Origin of the sequence: Paracoccus onubensis, from assembly GCF_003591515.1 — a bacterium.
Classification (GTDB): domain Bacteria; phylum Pseudomonadota; class Alphaproteobacteria; order Rhodobacterales; family Rhodobacteraceae; genus Paracoccus; species Paracoccus onubensis.
The window spans coordinates 50,028-68,831 of the sequence record NZ_QZCG01000011.1; the positions used below are offsets into that span (position 1 = coordinate 50,028).

At 61.6% G+C, this 18,804-nt stretch carries 17 protein-coding genes and 2 riboswitches; of the genes, 11 read left to right on the plus strand and 6 right to left on the minus strand.

Annotated features, from left to right (window positions below; translation table 11 throughout):
* Window positions 1-3: 3 nt before the first annotated feature.
* The 4 genes from D3P04_RS15930 to D3P04_RS15945 are packed head-to-tail and all read left to right on the plus strand — an operon-like array spanning window position 4 to window position 2,075.
* Window positions 4-462, plus strand: coding sequence for a chemotaxis protein CheW (locus tag D3P04_RS15930; protein ID WP_232845043.1), 459 nt, complete (start codon window positions 4-6; stop codon window positions 460-462).
* Window positions 459-1,328 (plus strand): CheR family methyltransferase, encoded by an 870-nt coding sequence (locus D3P04_RS15935; RefSeq protein WP_232845044.1) that lies wholly within the window; start codon window positions 459-461, stop codon window positions 1,326-1,328. Before D3P04_RS15930 ends, D3P04_RS15935 begins: the two co-directional genes overlap by 4 nt.
* Before the next feature lies 1 nt (window position 1,329).
* Window positions 1,330-1,719, plus strand: coding sequence for a response regulator (locus D3P04_RS15940; RefSeq protein WP_119750665.1), 390 nt, complete (start codon window positions 1,330-1,332; stop codon window positions 1,717-1,719).
* The gene (locus D3P04_RS15945; protein WP_147391951.1) at window positions 1,716-2,075 is read left to right on the plus strand and encodes a hypothetical protein; all 360 of its coding nucleotides are present in this window, start codon (window positions 1,716-1,718) and stop codon (window positions 2,073-2,075) included. The genes D3P04_RS15940 and D3P04_RS15945 overlap by 4 nt, the downstream gene beginning before the upstream one ends.
* Window positions 2,076-2,128: 53 nt before the next feature.
* Here the strand turns inward: D3P04_RS15945 and aroC are convergent, their stop codons facing one another.
* On the minus strand, window positions 2,129-3,229 hold the full coding sequence (gene aroC, locus D3P04_RS15950) for a chorismate synthase (protein WP_119750669.1): 1,101 nt from the start codon (window positions 3,227-3,229) through the stop codon (window positions 2,129-2,131).
* Window positions 3,226-5,805, minus strand: coding sequence for a DNA mismatch repair protein MutS (gene mutS, locus D3P04_RS15955; RefSeq protein ID WP_119750671.1), 2,580 nt, complete (start codon window positions 5,803-5,805; stop codon window positions 3,226-3,228). Before mutS ends, aroC begins: the two co-directional genes overlap by 4 nt.
* A 233-nt stretch (window positions 5,806-6,038) precedes the next feature.
* On the opposite strand from mutS, the gene D3P04_RS15960 reads away from it, so the two are divergent.
* The 4 genes from D3P04_RS15960 (at window position 6,039) to D3P04_RS15975 (ending at window position 10,369) form a co-directional block, all read left to right on the plus strand.
* The gene (locus tag D3P04_RS15960; protein WP_119750673.1) at window positions 6,039-6,566 is read left to right on the plus strand and encodes a carboxymuconolactone decarboxylase family protein; all 528 of its coding nucleotides are present in this window, start codon (window positions 6,039-6,041) and stop codon (window positions 6,564-6,566) included.
* Between the two features lie 53 nt (window positions 6,567-6,619).
* Window positions 6,620-6,717: riboswitch (TPP riboswitch) on the plus strand.
* Between the two features lie 30 nt (window positions 6,718-6,747).
* Window positions 6,748-7,731, plus strand: coding sequence for a thiamine ABC transporter substrate-binding protein (locus tag D3P04_RS15965; RefSeq protein ID WP_119750675.1), 984 nt, complete (start codon window positions 6,748-6,750; stop codon window positions 7,729-7,731).
* A gap of 426 nt (window positions 7,732-8,157) precedes the next feature.
* Window positions 8,158-9,684 (plus strand): thiamine/thiamine pyrophosphate ABC transporter permease ThiP, encoded by a 1,527-nt coding sequence (locus tag D3P04_RS15970; protein ID WP_119750888.1) that lies wholly within the window; start codon window positions 8,158-8,160, stop codon window positions 9,682-9,684.
* Window positions 9,677-10,369: a thiamine ABC transporter ATP-binding protein gene (locus D3P04_RS15975; RefSeq protein ID WP_119750677.1), complete on the plus strand. Its 693-nt coding sequence runs from the start codon at window positions 9,677-9,679 to the stop codon at window positions 10,367-10,369. The genes D3P04_RS15970 and D3P04_RS15975 overlap by 8 nt, the downstream gene beginning before the upstream one ends.
* A 189-nt stretch (window positions 10,370-10,558) precedes the next feature.
* Here the strand turns inward: D3P04_RS15975 and D3P04_RS15980 are convergent, their stop codons facing one another.
* The 3 genes from D3P04_RS15980 to D3P04_RS15990 all read right to left on the minus strand — a co-directional run bounded on the left by D3P04_RS15980 (window position 10,559) and on the right by D3P04_RS15990 (window position 13,760).
* On the minus strand, window positions 10,559-11,608 hold the full coding sequence (locus D3P04_RS15980; protein WP_119750679.1) for a quaternary amine ABC transporter ATP-binding protein: 1,050 nt from the start codon (window positions 11,606-11,608) through the stop codon (window positions 10,559-10,561).
* 10 nt (window positions 11,609-11,618) lie between these two features.
* Entirely contained in the window at window positions 11,619-12,674 is a 1,056-nt protein-coding gene (locus tag D3P04_RS15985; RefSeq protein WP_119750681.1) for an ABC transporter permease, read from the minus strand.
* 96 nt (window positions 12,675-12,770) lie between these two features.
* Entirely contained in the window at window positions 12,771-13,760 is a 990-nt protein-coding gene (locus D3P04_RS15990; RefSeq protein WP_119750683.1) for an ABC transporter substrate-binding protein, read from the minus strand.
* Window positions 13,761-14,105: 345 nt separating this feature from the next.
* On the opposite strand from D3P04_RS15990, the gene D3P04_RS15995 reads away from it, so the two are divergent.
* A complete protein-coding gene (locus D3P04_RS15995) occupies window positions 14,106-14,996 on the plus strand; it encodes a DMT family transporter (RefSeq protein ID WP_232845045.1) in 891 nt (296 codons plus the stop codon).
* Window positions 14,997-15,073: 77 nt separating this feature from the next.
* Here D3P04_RS15995 and D3P04_RS16000 read toward each other — a convergent pair whose 3' ends face one another.
* Entirely contained in the window at window positions 15,074-16,819 is a 1,746-nt protein-coding gene (locus tag D3P04_RS16000) for a glycosyl transferase family 90 (RefSeq protein ID WP_119750685.1), read from the minus strand.
* 147 nt (window positions 16,820-16,966) lie between these two features.
* A riboswitch (glycine riboswitch) is annotated at window positions 16,967-17,056 on the plus strand.
* Window positions 17,057-17,217: 161 nt separating this feature from the next.
* Here D3P04_RS16000 and gcvT point away from each other — a divergent pair.
* Window positions 17,218-18,342 carry a glycine cleavage system aminomethyltransferase GcvT gene (gcvT, locus tag D3P04_RS16005; protein WP_119750687.1) on the plus strand — a complete coding sequence of 375 codons (1,125 nt, stop codon included), beginning with the start codon at window positions 17,218-17,220 and terminating at the stop codon, window positions 18,340-18,342.
* 10 nt (window positions 18,343-18,352) lie between these two features.
* Window positions 18,353-18,712 carry a glycine cleavage system protein GcvH gene (gcvH, locus tag D3P04_RS16010; RefSeq protein WP_119750689.1) on the plus strand — a complete coding sequence of 120 codons (360 nt, stop codon included), beginning with the start codon at window positions 18,353-18,355 and terminating at the stop codon, window positions 18,710-18,712.
* Window positions 18,713-18,804 lie beyond the last annotated feature (92 nt).

Sequence of the window (18,804 nt, forward strand, 5' to 3'; positions counted from 1 at the left end):
TCTATGTCACATAATACTGTCGGAAAAAGCGACGTCGTTGCCTTCAAGCTGGCAGAGCAGGATTTCTGCATAGATATCGGTCTGGTGCGGGAAATTCGCGGCTGGTCGCCCACGACGACCCTGCCGCATGCGCCTGATTACGTGAAAGGGGTGATCAACCTGCGCGGCTCTGTCGTGACCGTGGTCGATCTTTCGGCCCGGCTGGGCTTTGGCGCCACCACGCCATCGCAGCGGCATGTGGTCATCATCGCGATGCATGAAGAACGTGTGGTCGGACTGCTGGCCGATCTTGTGTCGGATATCGTCACGGTCAATGACGGGAATATTCAGCCTGTCCCCGACATCGCCCTGACGCATGCGCGCGAATTCATCACCGGCATGATCACATTCGACGATGGCCAGATCCTTCGAAAGATCGATCTGTCCCAGGTTCTGCCCATTGCCCGGGAAGAAACCGCATGAGCGCGTTACAGATGATCGAAGCGCCGGCCCTGTCCGATCGCCAGTTCGACAGACTGGCCCGGATCGTCCGCCAGGATAGCGGCATCGTCCTGACAAAGGCCAAGCGCAGCCTGCTGGCAGCGCGTCTCAATCGGCGGTTACGCTCGCTGAATCTGCGCGATTACGGCGCATATTGCCAGCGGCTGGAAGGCGCCGACGGGATCGAGGAGCGGCGGCATCTGCTGTCGGCCGTCACGACCAATGTCACCGCGTTTTTCCGCGAGGCGCATCATTTCGACGCGCTTGCCACCGAGATTCTGCCTCCGCTTGTCGATGCGGCACGGGCGGGTGAGCGGATTCGCCTGTGGTCCGCCGCCTGTGCCTCGGGGGAAGAGGCATATTCGATCGCGATGACGCTGCTGGATCTGTTTCCGGATGCCGCGCGTCATGATCTGCGCATTCTCGCAACCGATATCGATCCCACGATGGTGGCGCGGGCGGAAGCGGGGCGATATGCCGCGCAGGCATTGCACCCGCTTGGCGCGAAACGTCTGTTGCGGTTCTTCCAGCGGGATGGCGAGCAATATACGGCAAATTCTGACCTGCGTGCGATCATCCGGTTCGCCGAACTGAATCTTCATGACGACTGGCCGTTTTCCGGTCAGTTCAACGTCATATTCTGCCGCAATGCCGTGATCTATTTCGATGCCCCTGCCCGGCGCAGGCTGTGGTACAGATTCGCCCGGCAAATCAGGAATGGCGGCGCGCTGTTCATCGGCCATTCCGAACGGCTGGATGGCCCGGCAGCCGGTCTGTTCGATCCCACTGGCACGACACGATTCCGCCGTAACGGCACTCTGCCACCTAATCGCCCAGAAGGAGAATGAGATGCCTTTGAAATCGCAATTGCATGTAATGGTGGTGGATGACATGACCGTCAGCCGCGCCTTGATCGAACAGGCGCTGGATTGGGCCAAGATCCCGAATGTGCAATATGAAGCGGATGGCAAGACCGCGTTTCAGAAACTCGCGGTCTCACCGGTTCATCTGGTGATATCGGATTACAATATGCCCGGCATGGACGGTCTTGCCCTGCTGGAGGCGCTGCGCGGCAACAAAAGCACGCAGAGGATCGGTTTCATCCTGATCACCGGCACCGCCAGCCGTGAAACGATCGCGCGCGGTCAAAAGGCGGGGATGAACAATTTCATCGCCAAACCCTTCACCAAAGAACAATTGCTGGGCTGTATCGAAAAGGTAACGGGTAAATTGACGTGACTTCATTAAACAAAGCCCAAGACAAACGCGAACCGATGCGGGCGGTTCTTGGCCGCGCTTCGGTCGAGGCACGGCGGCTGGCGGAAGACCTGACAGCCCTGGACCGAACGATCGGGCGGGCAATCCAATCGGCCGGCGCGGATGACCTAAGAGATTTGCAGCAAGCCGATGCGATACGTCAGGGATTGGAGGGCCTGTCACGTTTCTTCGCGACTCTTGCTGAAACGACGGATCCCGCGATCATGTGCGATCCCGCACAGGCCATTCGGAATGTGCCTTTACGGGCGCAGGCACAGCGTCTTGCACAGACGCTTTTGCAAACAGACACGCCGGAAGACGAGCTTTGGGACCAATGACCCCCGTGCTCTGGCGTCACATGCCGCGATATGCGCGGCCCGGGTGCTGAATGTCAGCCGATCTCGCCCCGCACCCCGCCCGTCTGCGCCCGGTCCATCAACAGATGATCCAGCAGGACACAGGCGGCCATCGCCTCGGCCACGGGGACCGCGCGGATACCGACGCAAGGATCATGACGGCCCTTGGTGATCAGGTCGATTTCCTCGCCCATCCGGTTGATCGTCTTGCGCGGTGTGGTGATCGAGCTGGTCGGTTTGACCGAGAAACGCAAGACGATGTCCTGCCCGGTCGAGATACCGCCAAGAATCCCCCCGGCATGATTGGACTGAAACCGCGGGCCGTGGTTGCCCATGCGGATTTCATCGGCATTCGCGGTGCCGGTCAGACTGGCCGCCGCCATGCCCTCGCCGATCTCGACGCCTTTCACGGCATTGATCGACATCATCGCCGCCGCCAGATCGGTATCCAGCTTGGCATAGACCGGCGCTCCAAGACCCGGCGGACAGCCTTCGATCAGCAATTCCACCGCCGCGCCGACGCTGTTCTGGCTTTTGCGGATACCGTCGAGATAATCCGACCACGCCTCCGCAGCCGTCGCGTCGGGCAGAAAGAACGGGTTCCCCGGAATCGCCGCAGGATCAAAACGGTCGCGGTTCAGCCGCATCTCGCCCATCTGCACCATGTAACCGGTGATCTTCAGGTCGGGCAGCAGATGCCGCAACACCGCCTGCGCCACGCCTCCGGCCGCGACCCGCGCCGCGGTTTCGCGCGCGCTGGAACGGCCACCGCCACGGTAATCCCGGATCCCGTATTTCAGGTGATAGGCGATATCGGCATGGCCGGGGCGAAAACTGGTGGCGATATCCCCGTAATCCTTCGACCTCTGATCGGTATTCTCGATCATCAACTGAATTGGCGTGCCGGTCGTCCGGCCTTCGAACACGCCCGAAAGGATACGCACCTGATCCGGCTCTTTCCGCTGGGTGGTGTGTTTCGATGTGCCGGGACGGCGGCGATCAAGGAATTGCTGGATATAGGTCTCGTCCAGTTCCACCCGGGGCGGCACACCGTCAACGGTCACGCCAAGCGCCGGGCCGTGGCTTTCGCCCCATGTGGTGAACCGGAATTCGCGGCCAAAGGTATTGTAGCTCATTGCGGTTCTCCCAAAGCCTTGAGTTCATAGATCAGGTCAAGCGCCTCGCGCGGGCTGAGCGTATCGGGATGCACATCCCTCAACCGCTCGTCCAGAGGCGATTTCCCGGAAACGGCAGGGGCAGCCGCCGGTGGTGCCGCGCGGAACAGGGGCAGGTCGTCGATCAGGGCGGCGGGTTTCGCCGCGCCCTCACGCTCGCCCGATTCCAGCGCGTCCAGCACTTCGCGCGCGCGCTCCACCACCGATGCGGGCAGCCCGGCCAGCCGCGCCACCTGAACCCCATAGCTGCGGTCGGCGGCGCCCTTGCGCACTTCGTGCAGGAAGATCACATCGCCTTCCCATTCGCGGACGGCAACCGTCGCGTTCTCGACGCCATCCAGCCGCGCGGTCAGGGCGGTCATCTCGTGATAATGGGTGGCAAACAGGGCACGGCAGCGATTGACCTCGTGCAGATGCTCCATCACCGCCCAGGCGATGGAAAGCCCGTCCCATGTCGCCGTGCCCCGCCCGATTTCATCAAGAATGACAAGCGCATGATCGTCGGCCTGATTCAGGATCGCGGCGGTTTCGACCATCTCGACCATGAAGGTCGACCGCCCCCGCGCCAGATCATCCGCCGCCCCCACCCGGCTGAACAACTGGCTGACCATGCCGATATGAGCGCGCCGCGCAGGCACGAAGGCCCCGGCCTGCGCCAGCACCGCAATCAGGGCATTCTGGCGCAGGAAGGTCGATTTCCCCGCCATGTTCGGACCGGTCAGCAACCAGATCGCCGGGGTCTCGCCCTCGGTCAATTCGCAGTCATTGGCGACGAAACTTTCCGATTGCCGCTTCAACGCCCGCTCGACCACCGGATGCCGCCCGCCCTCGACGATAAAGGCGCGGCTGTCACCCACACGGGGCCGTGTCCAGCCTTCCCCGCTGGCGATATCGGCGAAACCGCTGGCCAGATCGATCTCGGCCAACGCCCGCGCCGCCTGCCCGATCTGCGCCGATTTCTCCAGCAAAGCGGTTCGTAGCCGATCGAATATCCGGCGTTCGATCTCAAGCGCCCGGTCGCGGGCGTTCAGGATGCGGGTTTCCAGCTCGGAAAGCTCGACCGTGGTGAAACGGATCTGGTTCGCGGTGGTCTGCCGGTGGATGAATATTTCCGACAATGGCGGTTTCATCATCCTTTCGGCATGGGTCGCCGTGGTCTCGATGAAATAGCCCAGCACATTGTTATGCTTGATCTTCAGGCTGGAGACCCCGGCCTTGTCGGCGTAATCCGCCTGCATCCCGGCGATCACGCCGCGCCCCTCGTCGCGCAACCGGCGGGTCTGGTCCAGATCCTCGTCATATCCGGGGGCAACGAAACCGCCATCGCGGGCCAACAGGGGCGGTTCGGCCACAAGCGCATCGTCGAGAAGATCGATCAGCTCATCATGGCCGGTCAGATCGCTGGCGGATTCCCGCAGCACCTGCGCCGCGTCATCGGGCAGGATAGCGGCAATCGCGGCACCCTGCGTCAGCCCGGCCCGGATCGCCGCCAGATCGCGTGGCCCGCCACGCTCCAGCGCAAGCCGGGACAGCGCCCGGTCCATATCCGGCACCCGCGCCAATGCCTCGCGCAGATCGGCGGACAGGCGCGGATCCTCGACCAGATCGGCCACGGCCTGCTGCCGCGCATGGATCAGATGCAGGTCGCGTGATGGCGCCGAGATCCTGCGCTCCAGCAGCCGCCCGCCCGACAAGGCCTGCGTCAGTTCCAGATTCCGGCGCGTCGCAGCATCGATCTGCATCGCGCCGCCCATCCGCTCGCGGGAGGGGGGGCGCAGCAACGGCAATTTGCCCCGCTGCGTCATATCGAGATAATCGACGATTGCCCCCATCGCCGACAGCTCCGGACGCGTGAATGTGCCGAACCCGTCCAGCGTCTCAACCCCGTAAAGCTGGCACAACCGCCGCTGCGCCGCCGTGGAATCGAATGCGCTGGCATGCAGATCGGTCAGTGCCGCGCCCGCATCGGCAGCGAGTTCATCAAGCCCCGCGCCATCCGCCGCCAGCAATTCACGAGGCGCAAGCCGCGCCAGTTCCGGCGACAGGCGGCTGACCGGGCATTCCATCACCTGAAACGCCCCGGTCGAGATATCCACCCATGCCAACGCGCTCTCGCCGCGCACCTGCGAGAATGCGGCAAGGAAATTGTGCCGCCGCGCTTCCAGCAGCGATTCCTCGGTCAGGGTTCCCGGTGTCACCAGCCGCACGACATCGCGGGCCACCACGGATTTGGAACCGCGTTTCTTCGCCTCGGCCGGGTCCTCCATCTGTTCGGCGATAGCGACGCGGAACCCCTTGCGGATCAGGGTCAGCAGATAGCTTTCGGCGGCATGAACCGGCACGCCGCACATCGGGATCGGCTCTCCCTGATGGGTGCCGCGCTTGGTCAGGGCGATATCCAATGCGGCGGCTGCCTGCACGGCATCGTCAAAGAACATCTCGTAGAAATCGCCCATGCGATAGAACAGCAACGCGCCCGGATTCGCATCCCGGATCGCCAGATATTGCGCCATCATCGGTGTGGGCTGATCGTTCATTGCCACCTGCTGTTTCATTGCGTCCACGTTCTTAGAACAGTTTTCAAGACTCGGAAACACGGGTTTTCAAACCTCTGCCAGATGCTTGAAAATCCGTGCAAAGCCATTAGAGGCTTCATGTTGGAGCAGTCTGCCTTGAATGAAATCCTGAAGCTTTCACAAGGGCGTTGAAATCTATTCCACGGCTCGTTAGCCTGCCCGTTGTTATTTTGTAAACTTTGCAGGTAGTACATATGGAATCGAAAAAAGAGAGCTTGAAGCAGGTTAACCTTGATGCTGTCCTGCTCGGAGACGAAACACTCGAGTTCGAAAACAGCCGTTTTGATCCGGCGCAAATAGAATTCTACGGACTGGCAACCAAACTTGCCGATTCCGTTGGCTACGCCGCCGAATTGTCAGTCGAGCCGCAGATCGCCCAGCTTTTGCGTCTGCGTGTTGCCCAGATCAACAAATGCGTATTCTGCCTTACAGCGCATATGCAGGCCGCGCTTGATCGTGGCATCCCTGTTGCAAAGGTTTTCCATCTGCCTGCCTGGCGGGAAAGTCCGATGTTCTCGGCATCAGACAAGGCCGCACTCGCGTATTGTGAGGCATTGTCACGTCCGGACAGGCCCGGTTTCGGTGAAATCCATGACGCGCTGACCAAGTTTTTCGAGGAAAGGCAAATCGCCGAAATTGCCGCTATCATCATCAATATGCATCTGTGGACGCGATTGAAACTGGCACAGGGACAGGTTCCCGTAACTTCCGGCGAAAGCTGAAAGCCGGACCGACCCGAACGGCCTTGCTAACCGGCTATGTTCCACTATGCTGCTTCGATACCTCGGGGTGCCTTATTGGCTGAGACGCAATCGCGGACCCGTTGAACCTGATCCGGTTAGTACTGGCGGAGGGAAGGTCTGATGCTCCTTTCTTTCGTGATTAGTGAAAGGAGCAGCCTTGATGAAATACGCCCTGACCGCCGCCACCCTTCTGCTCGCGGCACCGGCCTTCGCGCAGGACAAGCCGGTTCTGACCGTCTATGCCGGAGATTACATCGCCAGCGAATGGGGCCCCGGCCCGAAGATCGAGCAAGGTTTCGAGGCGTTCTGCGATTGCGATCTGAAATTCGTCACCGGCGACATCCTGCCCCGCATCCTGATGGAGGGAGACGGCACGGAGGCCGATATCGTCTTCGGGCTGAACACCGATGTAACCGCGCGCGCCCGCGCCTCGGGCCTGTTCGCGCCGCATGGGCAGGATACATCCGATCTTTCTGTGCCGGTCGAATGGAATGACGATATTTTCCTGCCCTATAACTGGGGCGAAACCGCCTTCGTCTACGACGAAACCCGGCTGGAAAACCCGCCTGCGAGTTTCGATGAGCTTCTGAACGCGCCCGACGATCTGAAGATCGTGATACAGGATCCGCGCTCGGGCATCTCGGGTCTGGCGCTGCTCTTGTGGGTGAAATCGGTCTATGGCGAGGATGCGCCCGAGGCATGGGCGAAACTGGCCCCCAAGGTGCTGACCGTGACCAAGGGCTGGTCGGAATCCTATGGCATGTTCACCGATGGAGAGGCGGATATGGTCATGTCCTACACCACCTCGCCCGCCTATCATATCGAGGCCGAGGATGACCGGACCAAACATGCCGCGATCTTCCCCGAAGGCCATTACCTCATGGCCGAACTGGCCGCGCAGGTGGCATCGACCGATCAGCCGGAACTGGCGCAGCAATTCATGGACTGGATCCTGACGCCCGAATTCCAAAGCACGATCCCGCTTGCCAACTGGTCCATGCCGGCCAAGCTTCCTATGGAAGAATGGCCGCAGGTCATGCGCGATCTGCCGCGCCCCGAAAAGACCCTGTTCTATTCCGAGGATGAAGCCGAGGCGCTGCGCAAACCGGCGCTTGAGGAATGGCTGCAAGCCTTTTCGCGATAGGATCGGTCGCAGCAGAATCACGATATTCAGGCAATCATCGCTCCTCCATCCCAGGCGATATCGCATCAAAATCCGAAAGCTTTTGATTTTTCACATGAAACACAGCTTTAACCTGAATGGATTTTATGGCCGGATCGCTCCGAAACATCCCCCCTCCGGCATATTTCTTCTTTGTTCAAATACCTTGCAGGGGGTGCGGGGGATGCAAACTCCCCCGCGGCGCGACAGGGCACAATCTCCGGCAAGGCATGATCGGTCCAAGGCGATCAGGCGATATCTGCGCATGCCTCCCCCGACCGAAACTGCCCTCGCCTCTTCTTCGCTCAGATATCCCGGGATTTCCGGATGGCGCGCCATCGGTCACAGAACCGCCCGGCCACAGGCGGCACCCACGGCTGCCGCAGAACTCATTCGCGGGCATATCCGATGACGTACCGCGAACCCGCCGGAGCGATAATCGCCACTCTGCTTGCCACGCTGATCCTTGGCACATTGGCCGCCGTGGCATGGCAGGCGCGCGGTCTGTCCGGTCTTGGTCCCTGGGACTGGCAGGCGGTACGGTTCACGCTGTGGCAGGCATTCGTCTCGGCAGCCCTGTCGGCATTGCTTGCGATCCCGGTGGCGCGGGCTTTGGCGCGGCGGCGATTTCGTGGTCGCGCGGCACTGGTGACCTTGCTGGGCGCGCCCTTCATCCTGCCGGTAATCGTGGCGATCATGGGGCTGATCTCGGTCTTTGGCCGGAACGGCACGATCAATGAGGGGCTGCGCCTGCTTGGCTTGCCCGAGATCGGCATCTATGGCTGGCAGGGGGTGATCCTGGCGCATGTGTTCTTTAACCTGCCGCTCTCGGTCCGGCTGATCCTGCAAGGGTGGCAGGCCATCCCGGCCGAACGTTTCCGCCTTGCCGAAAGCCTTGGCTTCACGCCCCGCGATAGCCTGCGCCATCTGGAATTGCCGATGCTGCGCGCGGTCCTGCCGGGGGTCTGGCTGGCGGTGTTCCTTGTCTGCCTGACATCCTTTGCCGTGGCCCTGACACTGGGCGGCGGGCCATCCGCCACCACCGTCGAACTGGCCATATATCAGGCATTCCGTTTCGACTTCGACCTTGGGCGAGCGGCCATGCTGGGGCTGGTGCAGATCGCCCTCAGCCTTGGCGCCATGACGCTGGCCTTCCGGATCACCATCCCCGCCGCTTTCGGTGCCGGAATGCAGGAGACCCATACCCCTCACGCCCCGCGCGGCTGGAGGCGCGGCGCGGATATGCTTGCCATCCTGCTGGCGGCGGTTTTCCTGCTCTGGCCGATCCTGTCCGTCACCGCGAACGGGCTTCCGCGCATCCCGGCCCTGCCCCTCGAGGTCTGGAGCGCCGCTGCACGGTCAATCGTCATGGCGATCTGTTCCGCGTTTCTGGCCCTGACGCTTTCGCTGATACTCGCGCTGGAGGTCGCGCGCGGCAATTCCCGCTGGATCGAAAGCGCCGGAATGCTGCCCATCGTCGCCTCGCCGCTGGTTCTGGGAACCGGGCTGTTCATCCTGCTGCGCGGATGGTTCGCGCCCCAGACGCTTGCCCTGCCGGTCACGGTGGCGATCAATGCAATCATGGCACTGCCATTCGGGCTTCGCGCCCTGATCCCGGCTGCGCGGATCCTGCAGGCGGATTACGGGCGGCTGGCCGCGTCGCTGGATATGCGCGGGGCTGCGCGGCTGCGTTACCTGACCCTGCCGCGCCTTGCCCGCCCATTGGGCTTTGCCGGAGGTCTGGCCGCCGCGCTTGCGATGGGCGATCTTGGTGTCATCACGCTTTTCGCGCAGGAGCAGCCGACTTTGCCGTTGAAACTTTATCAGCTGATGAATTCCTACCGGATGGAGGATGCCGCCGCCTGCGCGATCCTGCTGATGCTGATCAGTTTCGCGCTTTTCTGGATCTTCGACCGCGGGGGACGCCTTGCTTGAACTGCGCGATATCACCGTCACTCTGGACGATTTCTCGCTCCGCGCGGAACTGACCGTCCCTGCCGCTGCGCATATGGCTGTGATCGGGGCGTCGGGTTCGGGGAAATCCACCCTGCTGTCGCTGATTGGCGGTTTCCTTGCCCCGGATAACGGCCGGATCCTGTGGGATGGACAGGACATCACCGCCATTCCGCCCGGTCAGCGGCCGGTTTCATTTCTGTTTCAGGACCAGAACCTATTTCCGCATCTGAGCGTGGCGCAGAATGTCGGGCTTGGCCTGCGCCCCGATCTGCGCCTGAGCCGGGATCAACAGGCGCAAGTGACCCATGCACTGGCCGAGGTTGGCCTGTCGGGCATGGAGCGCCGCAGCCCCGCCAGCCTGTCCGGCGGCCAGCAAAGCCGGGTCGCGCTTGCCCGGATCCTGCTGCGCGCCCGCCCATTGCTATTGCTGGACGAGCCATTCGCGGCGCTGGGTCCGGCCCTGAAATCCGAGATGCTGCAACTTGTGGCCCGCATCGCGGGCGAAACCCGGGCAACCGTGCTGATGGTCACACATGATCCCAGGGATGCCCGCAGTTTCGCCCCCCGGACGATCCTGATCGAGGACGGCATCGCCCATGCGCCTGTGCCGACCGGACCCTTGCTGGACGATCCCCCGCCGGGACTCCGCACCTATCTGGGTTAAGGAACAAATCGCCCGCCCCGGACTCCCGCCATAGCCGGGCAGCGCATTAGCAACTATGGCTCGCGTTTTATGGCAAATGCGCCTCGAAACGATCGCCGCTCCCGCGTGTTTCTTCTTTGCTCAAATACCTTGCAGGGGGTGCGGGGGATGCAAAATCCCCCGCCCGGGCGCGAAACACGGGGCAAACCCTTACCCCCGCGCCGTTTCCCGCGCAGAGCGACGCGGCACCAAAGCCCGCATGATCGCGGGCATCTCCAGCGTGCCGACCGGCTTTCCGTCCTGCGTGACACGGAACCGCCGGTCAAGCGCACCCTCGGCCATGGCGATCACGTTCTCAAGGTTGTCATCGTGATCCACCTCGCCGGAAAATTCGCCTTCGCCGCTGCTGCTATCCATGATCGAGCGGACCCGAAGAACCCTTGCGCGATTGATATCACTGACGAAATCCTCGATATAGGGATCGGCGGGATTCAACAGGATATGCTGCGGCTCGCCCTGCTGAACGACCAGCCCGTCCTTCAGGATCACCAGATGATCGGCCAGCTTCAGGGCCTCGTCCAGATCATGGGTGATGAAAACGATGGTCTTGTGCAGCTCGGCCTGCAATTCGATCAGCAGATCCTGCATATCGGTGCGGATCAGCGGATCAAGCGCCGAGAACGCCTCGTCCATCAGCATAATCCCGGAATTCGAGGTCAGGGCGCGGGCGATCCCTACCCGCTGCTGCATCCCGCCCGAAAGCTGATAGGGATAATGGCCGCCATAGCCGCCCAGCCCGACCCGATCCAGCCAGCGATTGGCATCGCCCTCGAACTCCTTGCGGGACTTGCCGCGCGTGGCCAGCGCCATCCCGGCATTCTCGAGCACCGTCCGATGCGGCAGCAGGGCGAATTTCTGGAACACCATCGACATGGTTTCCCGCCGCAGCGTCCGCAGCCGCGCCTCGTTCCAGGTCAGGATATTCTCGCCATCGACCAGAACCTCACCCGAGGTCGGCTCGATCAGCCGGTTCAGATGCCGGATCAGCGTCGATTTGCCCGAGCCGGACAGCCCCATGATGACGGTGATCTTGCCCTCGTGCATATCGACATTGATATCGGAAAGGCCCAGCACATGGTTGCGGCTTTCCAGAAGCTCGGGCTTGCCCATTCCGGCCTGCACTTCGGCCAGAACGGATTTCGGATTGTCGCCGAATATCTTGTAAAGATGGCGGATCGAGATCTTGACGTTATCATCCATGACCGCCCCCCTATCGCTTTGCCTGGCTGGCATCGATCCGCGCCAGCGAAGCCTTGGTCACGCGGTCCAGCATGATCGCCAGCAGCACGATCCCGAAACCGGCGACCAGCCCGACACCCAGTTCAAGGCTGCGGATACCGCGCAGCACCAGCACCCCAAGACCCGGAGCCGATACCAGCGAGGCGATGACCACCATCGCAAGGCTCATCATGATGGTCTGGTTCACGCCTGCCATGATATTCGGCAGCGCCAGCGGGATCTGCACGCCGAACAGCTTTTGCCGGCTTGTCATGCCGAAGGCGTCGGCGGCCTCGATCACGTCCCTGTCCACCAGCCGGATACCAAGATCCGTCAGCCGGACCACCGGCACGATGGCGTAAAGGATGATCGCGATGCCATAAAGCTTCGGCTCGGTCACCGAAAACAGGAAGATCAGCGGGATCAGGTAGACGAAGGGCGGCAGCGTCTGAAGCATGTCGAGAATGGGGATGACGATCCGTTGCAGCCGGTCGCTGCGGGACATGGCAATGCCGATGGGCACGCCGATCAGCACGCAGATGAAGGCACAGACGAAGATGATCGCCAATGTCTGCATCGCCGCATCGTAATGATCGACCAGGGCAAGCAGCGCAAGCGACATGGCCACGAAACCCACGATCCGCCATGACCGGCTGACCAGCCAGACAAGGGCCAGCAGCAGCGGCATCATGATCCACCAGGGCGTATTGGTCATGACCGCAAGGCTTTCGCGCAGCATCCAGCTAAGCGGTTGGGTGACCGGATCGACCACCACCCGCAGCGCGTCACGGATGGACAGGAACCCCCGTTCAAGTCCCAGCGTCAGATCGCGGGTTTCCGGAATCGCTGCGCAGGCATCGTGAAGCGTATCGAGCGACGGAAAAGGCAGATCCCAAAGTGATCCGCCGTCACCGCCGCCCCCGGATTCACCCCGGCTGCGGGCAAGCAGCTCTTGCATGGACATGGGGGCGCTGCCACCACCTCCGTCGCCGCCGCCGCACCATTCGCGCAAACCAAGCGCATCAATTACACCGTCATAAGTTGCCATGGCTATTCCGGACAGCATGCCCGCCTGTTTTCGGAACCCGGAAAGGACAACGCCGGATCCGGCGCCGTCCTTTGCAGGGTTCGGGTTGTCATCGACTTATTGCTGAAGCAACTCGGACAGGTTTTCACGTGCCGTATCCGACAGCCAGCCCTGCCATTCATCGGGATTCTCGGTAAGGTAATGCACCGCAACCTCTTCCGCGGTGGCGGAATTGTCATCCTGCCACGCCAGCAACGCGCTCATGATGTCTGTCTTGATCGTCATCTTGCGGAAAAACTCGGTCTCTTCCGGGTTGCTGTCCACGAAATCCGCGGTGGCCGCCGTCAGGATCGGAGCCGCGGTAAATTCCGACACTTCCGGGTTTTCGGCATTCGGGTTTTGCAGATTGGCAGCTTTCTCTTCGTCATACTCGCCCAGTTTCACCTGCGTCATGTCGTATTTGCCAAGCGGCACGGTCGGTCCCCAGTAATAACCGAACCAGGGTTCGCCATCGGTCACCGCAGAACCCATCGAGGAGGCCAGCGTTTCGCCCGATCCGTGATTGAACACCTCGATGCCAGAGCTTTCCAGATCAAGCGCGCGGATCAGGTTGTCGCTGACCACCCGGCATCCCCAGCCATCGGGACAGTTGTTGAAGCGATTGCCGACCAGTTCGGGATTTTCCATGATGCCTTCGATAGTGGTCAGTTCGGGATGTTCCTCGGCCAGCGCGGTCGGAATCCACCAGCCTTCCGTCCCGCCCGGATCAAGAACATCGGCAAGGGGCACCAGCGTGCCCGCATCCACCAGCTTGTCATAAGCTTCCCCGGCGGAATTCGGCCACAGATCGGTCACGATATCCGGCTCGCCATTTTCTGCGACCGAGGTCATCGCGGGAATGGTATCGGATTTCACCAGCGAAACATTGCAGCCATAACCTTGCTCCAGAAGGAACTTGGCGACTTCCGTAATGACTTCGGCTGATGCCCAGTTCATTTGCGCGATTGAAACGTCACCGCACTGGCTTTCGCCTTCCTGTGCATTCGCGGGCAGCGAAAACAGGCAGCCGGCTGCGGCAAGCGCAGCGATAGAAGTTATCCTGAACATGGTGTGTCCTTCACTCTTATGGGTCGGAAAGGCCGGATACGGGATTTCCCGGGAATCCGGTCGGTGAATGATAACGGAATTGGAAACGCACGCGGCGGCACGACAATCCGCCATGTGAAAGCGTGTTGACACGCTTGAGAGCTGTTATGTTCCCTCTCAGCCATTGTAATCTGGCTAGCATGAGGCCGACGAAAAAGCAACCTGAACGGCGCCCGGAAACCCCGCAATTTCTTCGCTGCCTTGTTGCAATTATCTGATTCAATATAGTATTTCCGAACACTCGCGGAACAGGGCTGACTTCGGGGCCGGATTTGCCCCTTCTTGCGCGTTTACCCGGAGGGATGAATGACCGATCAAAGCGATACCCGTCAGGGGATGCTGGCCATGATTGCCGCCATGGGACTTCTGCCGATCGGCGATGCGATCGCAAAGCTGCTGACCGGCGTCGCCTCGCCCTTCGATGTGACGGTCTGGCGGATCGGGATGCAGGCGCTGTTTTTCGTACCGATCGTCCTTGTCATGCGGCACCGGCTGAAAGGACCGCTGCTGTCATGGACCGCACTGGTCTCGGGGGCGCTGTTCGCGGCGGTGATGATCTGCCTTGTCAGTGCATTTCAGAAGATGCCGATCGCCACGGCCATCGCGATCTTCTTCATCGAACCGCTGCTTCTGACGCTGCTGGCATGGCCGTTTCTGAACGAACGTCCCGGCCCGCGCCGCATTGCGGCGGTTGTCGTCGGGCTGATCGGCGCGCTGATCGTCATTCGTCCGAATTTCACCATATTCGGGCCGGTCGCGCTGTTTCCGGTCGGCGCGGCAATCGCCTATGCATTGAACATGATCTTGCTGCGCCGTGCCAGCCGCACCAGGTCCGCGCTTACATTGCAGATCGGCGCGACCTTCTGCGCCGCCATCGGGATGCTGATCCTTGACGCCGGCAGCATTATCCTTGGGCGCGACACGGTATCGATCTTCGAATTGCCGGGCTGGGTGTTCCCGGCATTGATCTGCGCGGGCGCAATGCTGTCACTGACCTTCCTGCTGATCACCCATGCGTTCAGCAGGGTCGAGGCCGGTCTGCTGGCACCGTTCCAATATCTGGAGATCGTGGGCGCCACCATCGTCGGCTTCGCGGTTTTCGGGGATTTTCCGGATGCGCTCACATGGCTTGGTACCGCGATCATCCTTGCGGCGGGGATCTATGTTTTCCACCGCGAGCGGATGACCGGCACATGAGCTGCCCGGCCGCGGCCGGGTGTTGCGCAATTTCGTAGGCTTCCTGAAGCGATAACCTCAAGCCCGGACCATGCCCTTCACTCACCCTGCCCGGTCGCGGCGCGATATTCGCCGAGGATCATGGATAATTGCATGCGCCTGCCCGCCGGATCGGCAAGAATCATGCATAAATCCCGCGCGGCGCGGGACATCTTCCTGCATTCATCGGGGTGATGCCGCGCCCAGTCTAGCTTCTCTTCCAGATCCGCGGCGCCCCAGTCCAGCGGGATGTAATGCTCCCACGGGCGGAAGACGCCGGAATGGTACAGCTCCCAGCCATCTTCCTCTTTCAGGACGACCGAATGGCTGTTGGCGTGCAACAGGAATTCATCCGATCCCGGCACGCCCCCAAGCGAAACGATATAGCGATAGTCGAAGGGCGAGCCGTGCTCTTTGCCGATCGCCTGAAACTGGTCCAGCTCGGTCCGTTCCAGCGCTTTGCGCACCCGGCCCCGGGGATTGAAAATGATATCCACAAGCTCGGATCCCGCGCAACTCTCGATGAACCCAAGCCTTGCGCTGTCGGCAAGATCGCTTTTGCCGGCCCTGAATCGTGGGGAATCGTATTGCGAACCGACAAGCCTGTCGATCGCGCCCGAGACCGGTCTTGACAGATCGGGTCCCTCTTCCCCTCGGGCATAGCCCGTAAGGTCGCCGGACCAGACAGCGTGATCAAGCTTGTTTTGGAACGGTTTTTCCTTGCGCGGAACGATACCCGGCAACCCGCCGCTTCCCAGCCGGTGCAGCCAGGGCATCGGCCAGAGAAATACATTCTTGACCCCGGCCCGACGGCTGGGGGCAAGGATCGGCGTGGCGGCGGCATGACCCTTTACCGCCCCCGCAAGGCAGTTCAGGCGCATATCCAGCCAGTATTCGCCGTGATCGGCGATCTGCGCGATATCGTTCACGGCGGCGGCGGCGGGCCGCAACGCGGGGAAGGCCGGGTCGGCATGATAGCGGCCATCGTCATCGCGGATGATCGGCACCAATTCGGAATCGGGCGCTCGGATTTCGCCGCTTTCGACGTTGAAGCGGACAGGCATCCGCAAGCGGGGCGAAAAGCCACCGGCGGCATGGCTGATGCTTGCGGGGGCACAGAACGCGGATAACCGGGCCGCCACGTCCTTTCGCACGGGCTCCGTGACCATATCCGAAGGCTCGGGCGCGGTCAGCATTTCGCCAAGCCGGGGAAGATAGGCTTCCCGCTTCTTGCGCACCCGTTTTCCTACAGGCTCGGGGCAATGCTTCAGATCGAACCACGGCGACAGCGCGTCGTAATAATCGGCAGGCGCGGCATCGTCGATATTCATCTCGATGAATTCGGGGCGCCCGCCGAAATAGGCCCGGCACTCCCGCAGATGGCGCTTCCAGTCGTCCTTCCAGATATCGGCCAGATCGCCAATGGAGACGCCAAGTATCTGCGCACAGGCCCGCGCATAGCCGCCGCCGCGATGCATATAGCGGCTGATGATCCAGTCTTCCACGTTGCGGGTATTCAGCAGAAAGACCGAATCGGGAAAATGGCTGTCGAGATATTCATATTCCTTGAACGCCTCGATGATCGGCATGTTCATGAACCGTACCGATTCCATATCGGTAAAGGCGGTCACGCTGTCGGCCCATTTCTGCAAGGGCTTCCTGCCGGTCAGTTTCGAATAGGCGATATCCTCGGCCAATTCGCCTTCCAGCCAATGCACGACCGGAATGTCATTCATCTCGAACAGCCGCGCGATGAACGTCGTGCCGCATTTGTTGAAACCGATCTGAAAGAACTTGGGAGCCATGATTACGATCTGTCTGATACGGACGCATTCGAAACAGGTTGTGGGTCAGGCCCGCCCTCTTGTCAACAGAACGCGACGGGCTGTTATCGGCACGGAGACATCAGACAAAAGTCTTGCATTGCTGCCTTGTCACGGATAGCAAGCCAGACATGGAATTCGGGAGAATCCGGCCCCGCGCCGGTGCCGAAGGAGCAGCCGCCCCGGCGAACTCTCAGGCAAAAGGACCGTTTTCCGTTGTGAATTCTGGAGAGTGGCCGTCAGGCCCGCCGAAGGGATAACGATCTCAGGCGCCCGGAACCAGGCTGACTGGACCCGGGCAAGGACAGAGGGGGCATCGACAGACGGGTACAGACCCGTTTTAACGATGCCGGCCTGCCGGCGGATGACAGGGGGATCGTATGACCAATGAACTGCGCCGGACCGGGCTTCACGGGCTGCATCTTGAACATGGCGCCCGGATGGTGCCCTTTGCCGGCTGGGAAATGCCCGTGCAATACAAGATGGGCGTCATGGCCGAGCATCTGCACACGCGCGCCCGCGCCGGGCTGTTCGATGTCAGCCATATGGGACAGGTGCTGGTCCATCCGCGTGACGGCAAGCTGGAAACCGCCGCGCTTGCGCTGGAGCGTCTGATCCCCGCGGCGGTTCTGGGACTTCCCGAAGGGCGTCAGCGTTACGGGTTGTTCACGAATGATCAGGGCGGAATTCTGGACGATCTGATGTTCGCCAATCGTGGCGATCACTATCTGCTGGTCGTCAATGCCGCCTGCGCGGAACAGGATATCGCGCATCTGCAAGGGCTGGACGATGTCGAGATTCGCCCGGTCACGGATCGCGGGCTGATTGCGCTTCAGGGGCCGGAGGCCGTCACCGTGCTGGCACGGATGATCCCCGAAACCTCTGAAATGAAATTCATGGACAGCCGCATCCTTGACTGGGGTGGCATAGAGGTCTGGGTATCGAGGTCGGGCTATACCGGCGAGGACGGGTTCGAGATCTCGGTGCCCGATGACTCGCTGAGGGAGTTCGCCGAGGCTGCGTTGGCCTTCGAAGAAGTCGCCCCCATCGGACTGGGTGCCCGCGACAGCCTGCGGCTGGAGGCCGGGATGCCGCTTTACGGTCACGATATGGACGAAACCGTCACCCCTGCCGAGGCAGGTCTGGCATGGTCGATCCAGAAAACCCGCCGCAACGGGGGCGAACGCGAAGGCGGCTTTCCCGGTGCCGCGCGGATCCTGGCGGAACTGGAATCCGGCCCCGCCTCCACCCGCCGCGGGCTGCGCCCGGAAGGTCGCGCCCCGATCCGCGAGGGCGTCGAAATCTTTGCCGCGGAAAGCGGGGGCGATGCGATCGGCATCGTGAGTTCGGGCGGATTCGGCCCTTCGGTCGGGGAACCTGTCGCCATGGCCCGGCTTGATCCCGACATTCCCGACGGCGCAACGGTCTATGCGGAATTGCGCGGCAAGCGCATCGCCGTGACCGTGACCGCTCTGCCCTTCGTCACCCCATCCTATAAACGCTGAGGAGCACCCCATGCTGAAATATACAGAAGATCACGAATGGCTGCGCGCCGATGGTGACGAGATCACCGTTGGCATCACCAGCCACGCAAGCGAACAGCTTGGCGATGTCGTGTTCATCGAACTGCCCGAAGAGGGCCGCGAGGTCGAGGCGGGCGAAGAGATCGTCGTGATCGAATCGGTCAAGGCTGCCTCCGACATCACCGCGCCGGTCGCGGGCGTCGTTACCGCCGTGAATGGCGATCTGGCCGATAATCCGGGAAATGTGAATGATGACCCGATGGCGGCATGGTTCTTTCGGATCAAACCCGCCGGGGATAACCCGCTGGATGGGTTCATGGATGAAGCCGCTTATAACGAGCTGATCGGGTAAGGTCTTGCCGGGCCTTGCCCGGCGGCAGCCGGGGCTCTGCCCGTCGCCGGCAGGTCTCTTGAACCAGTGGCGCGACCCGCCGGCGACCCCGA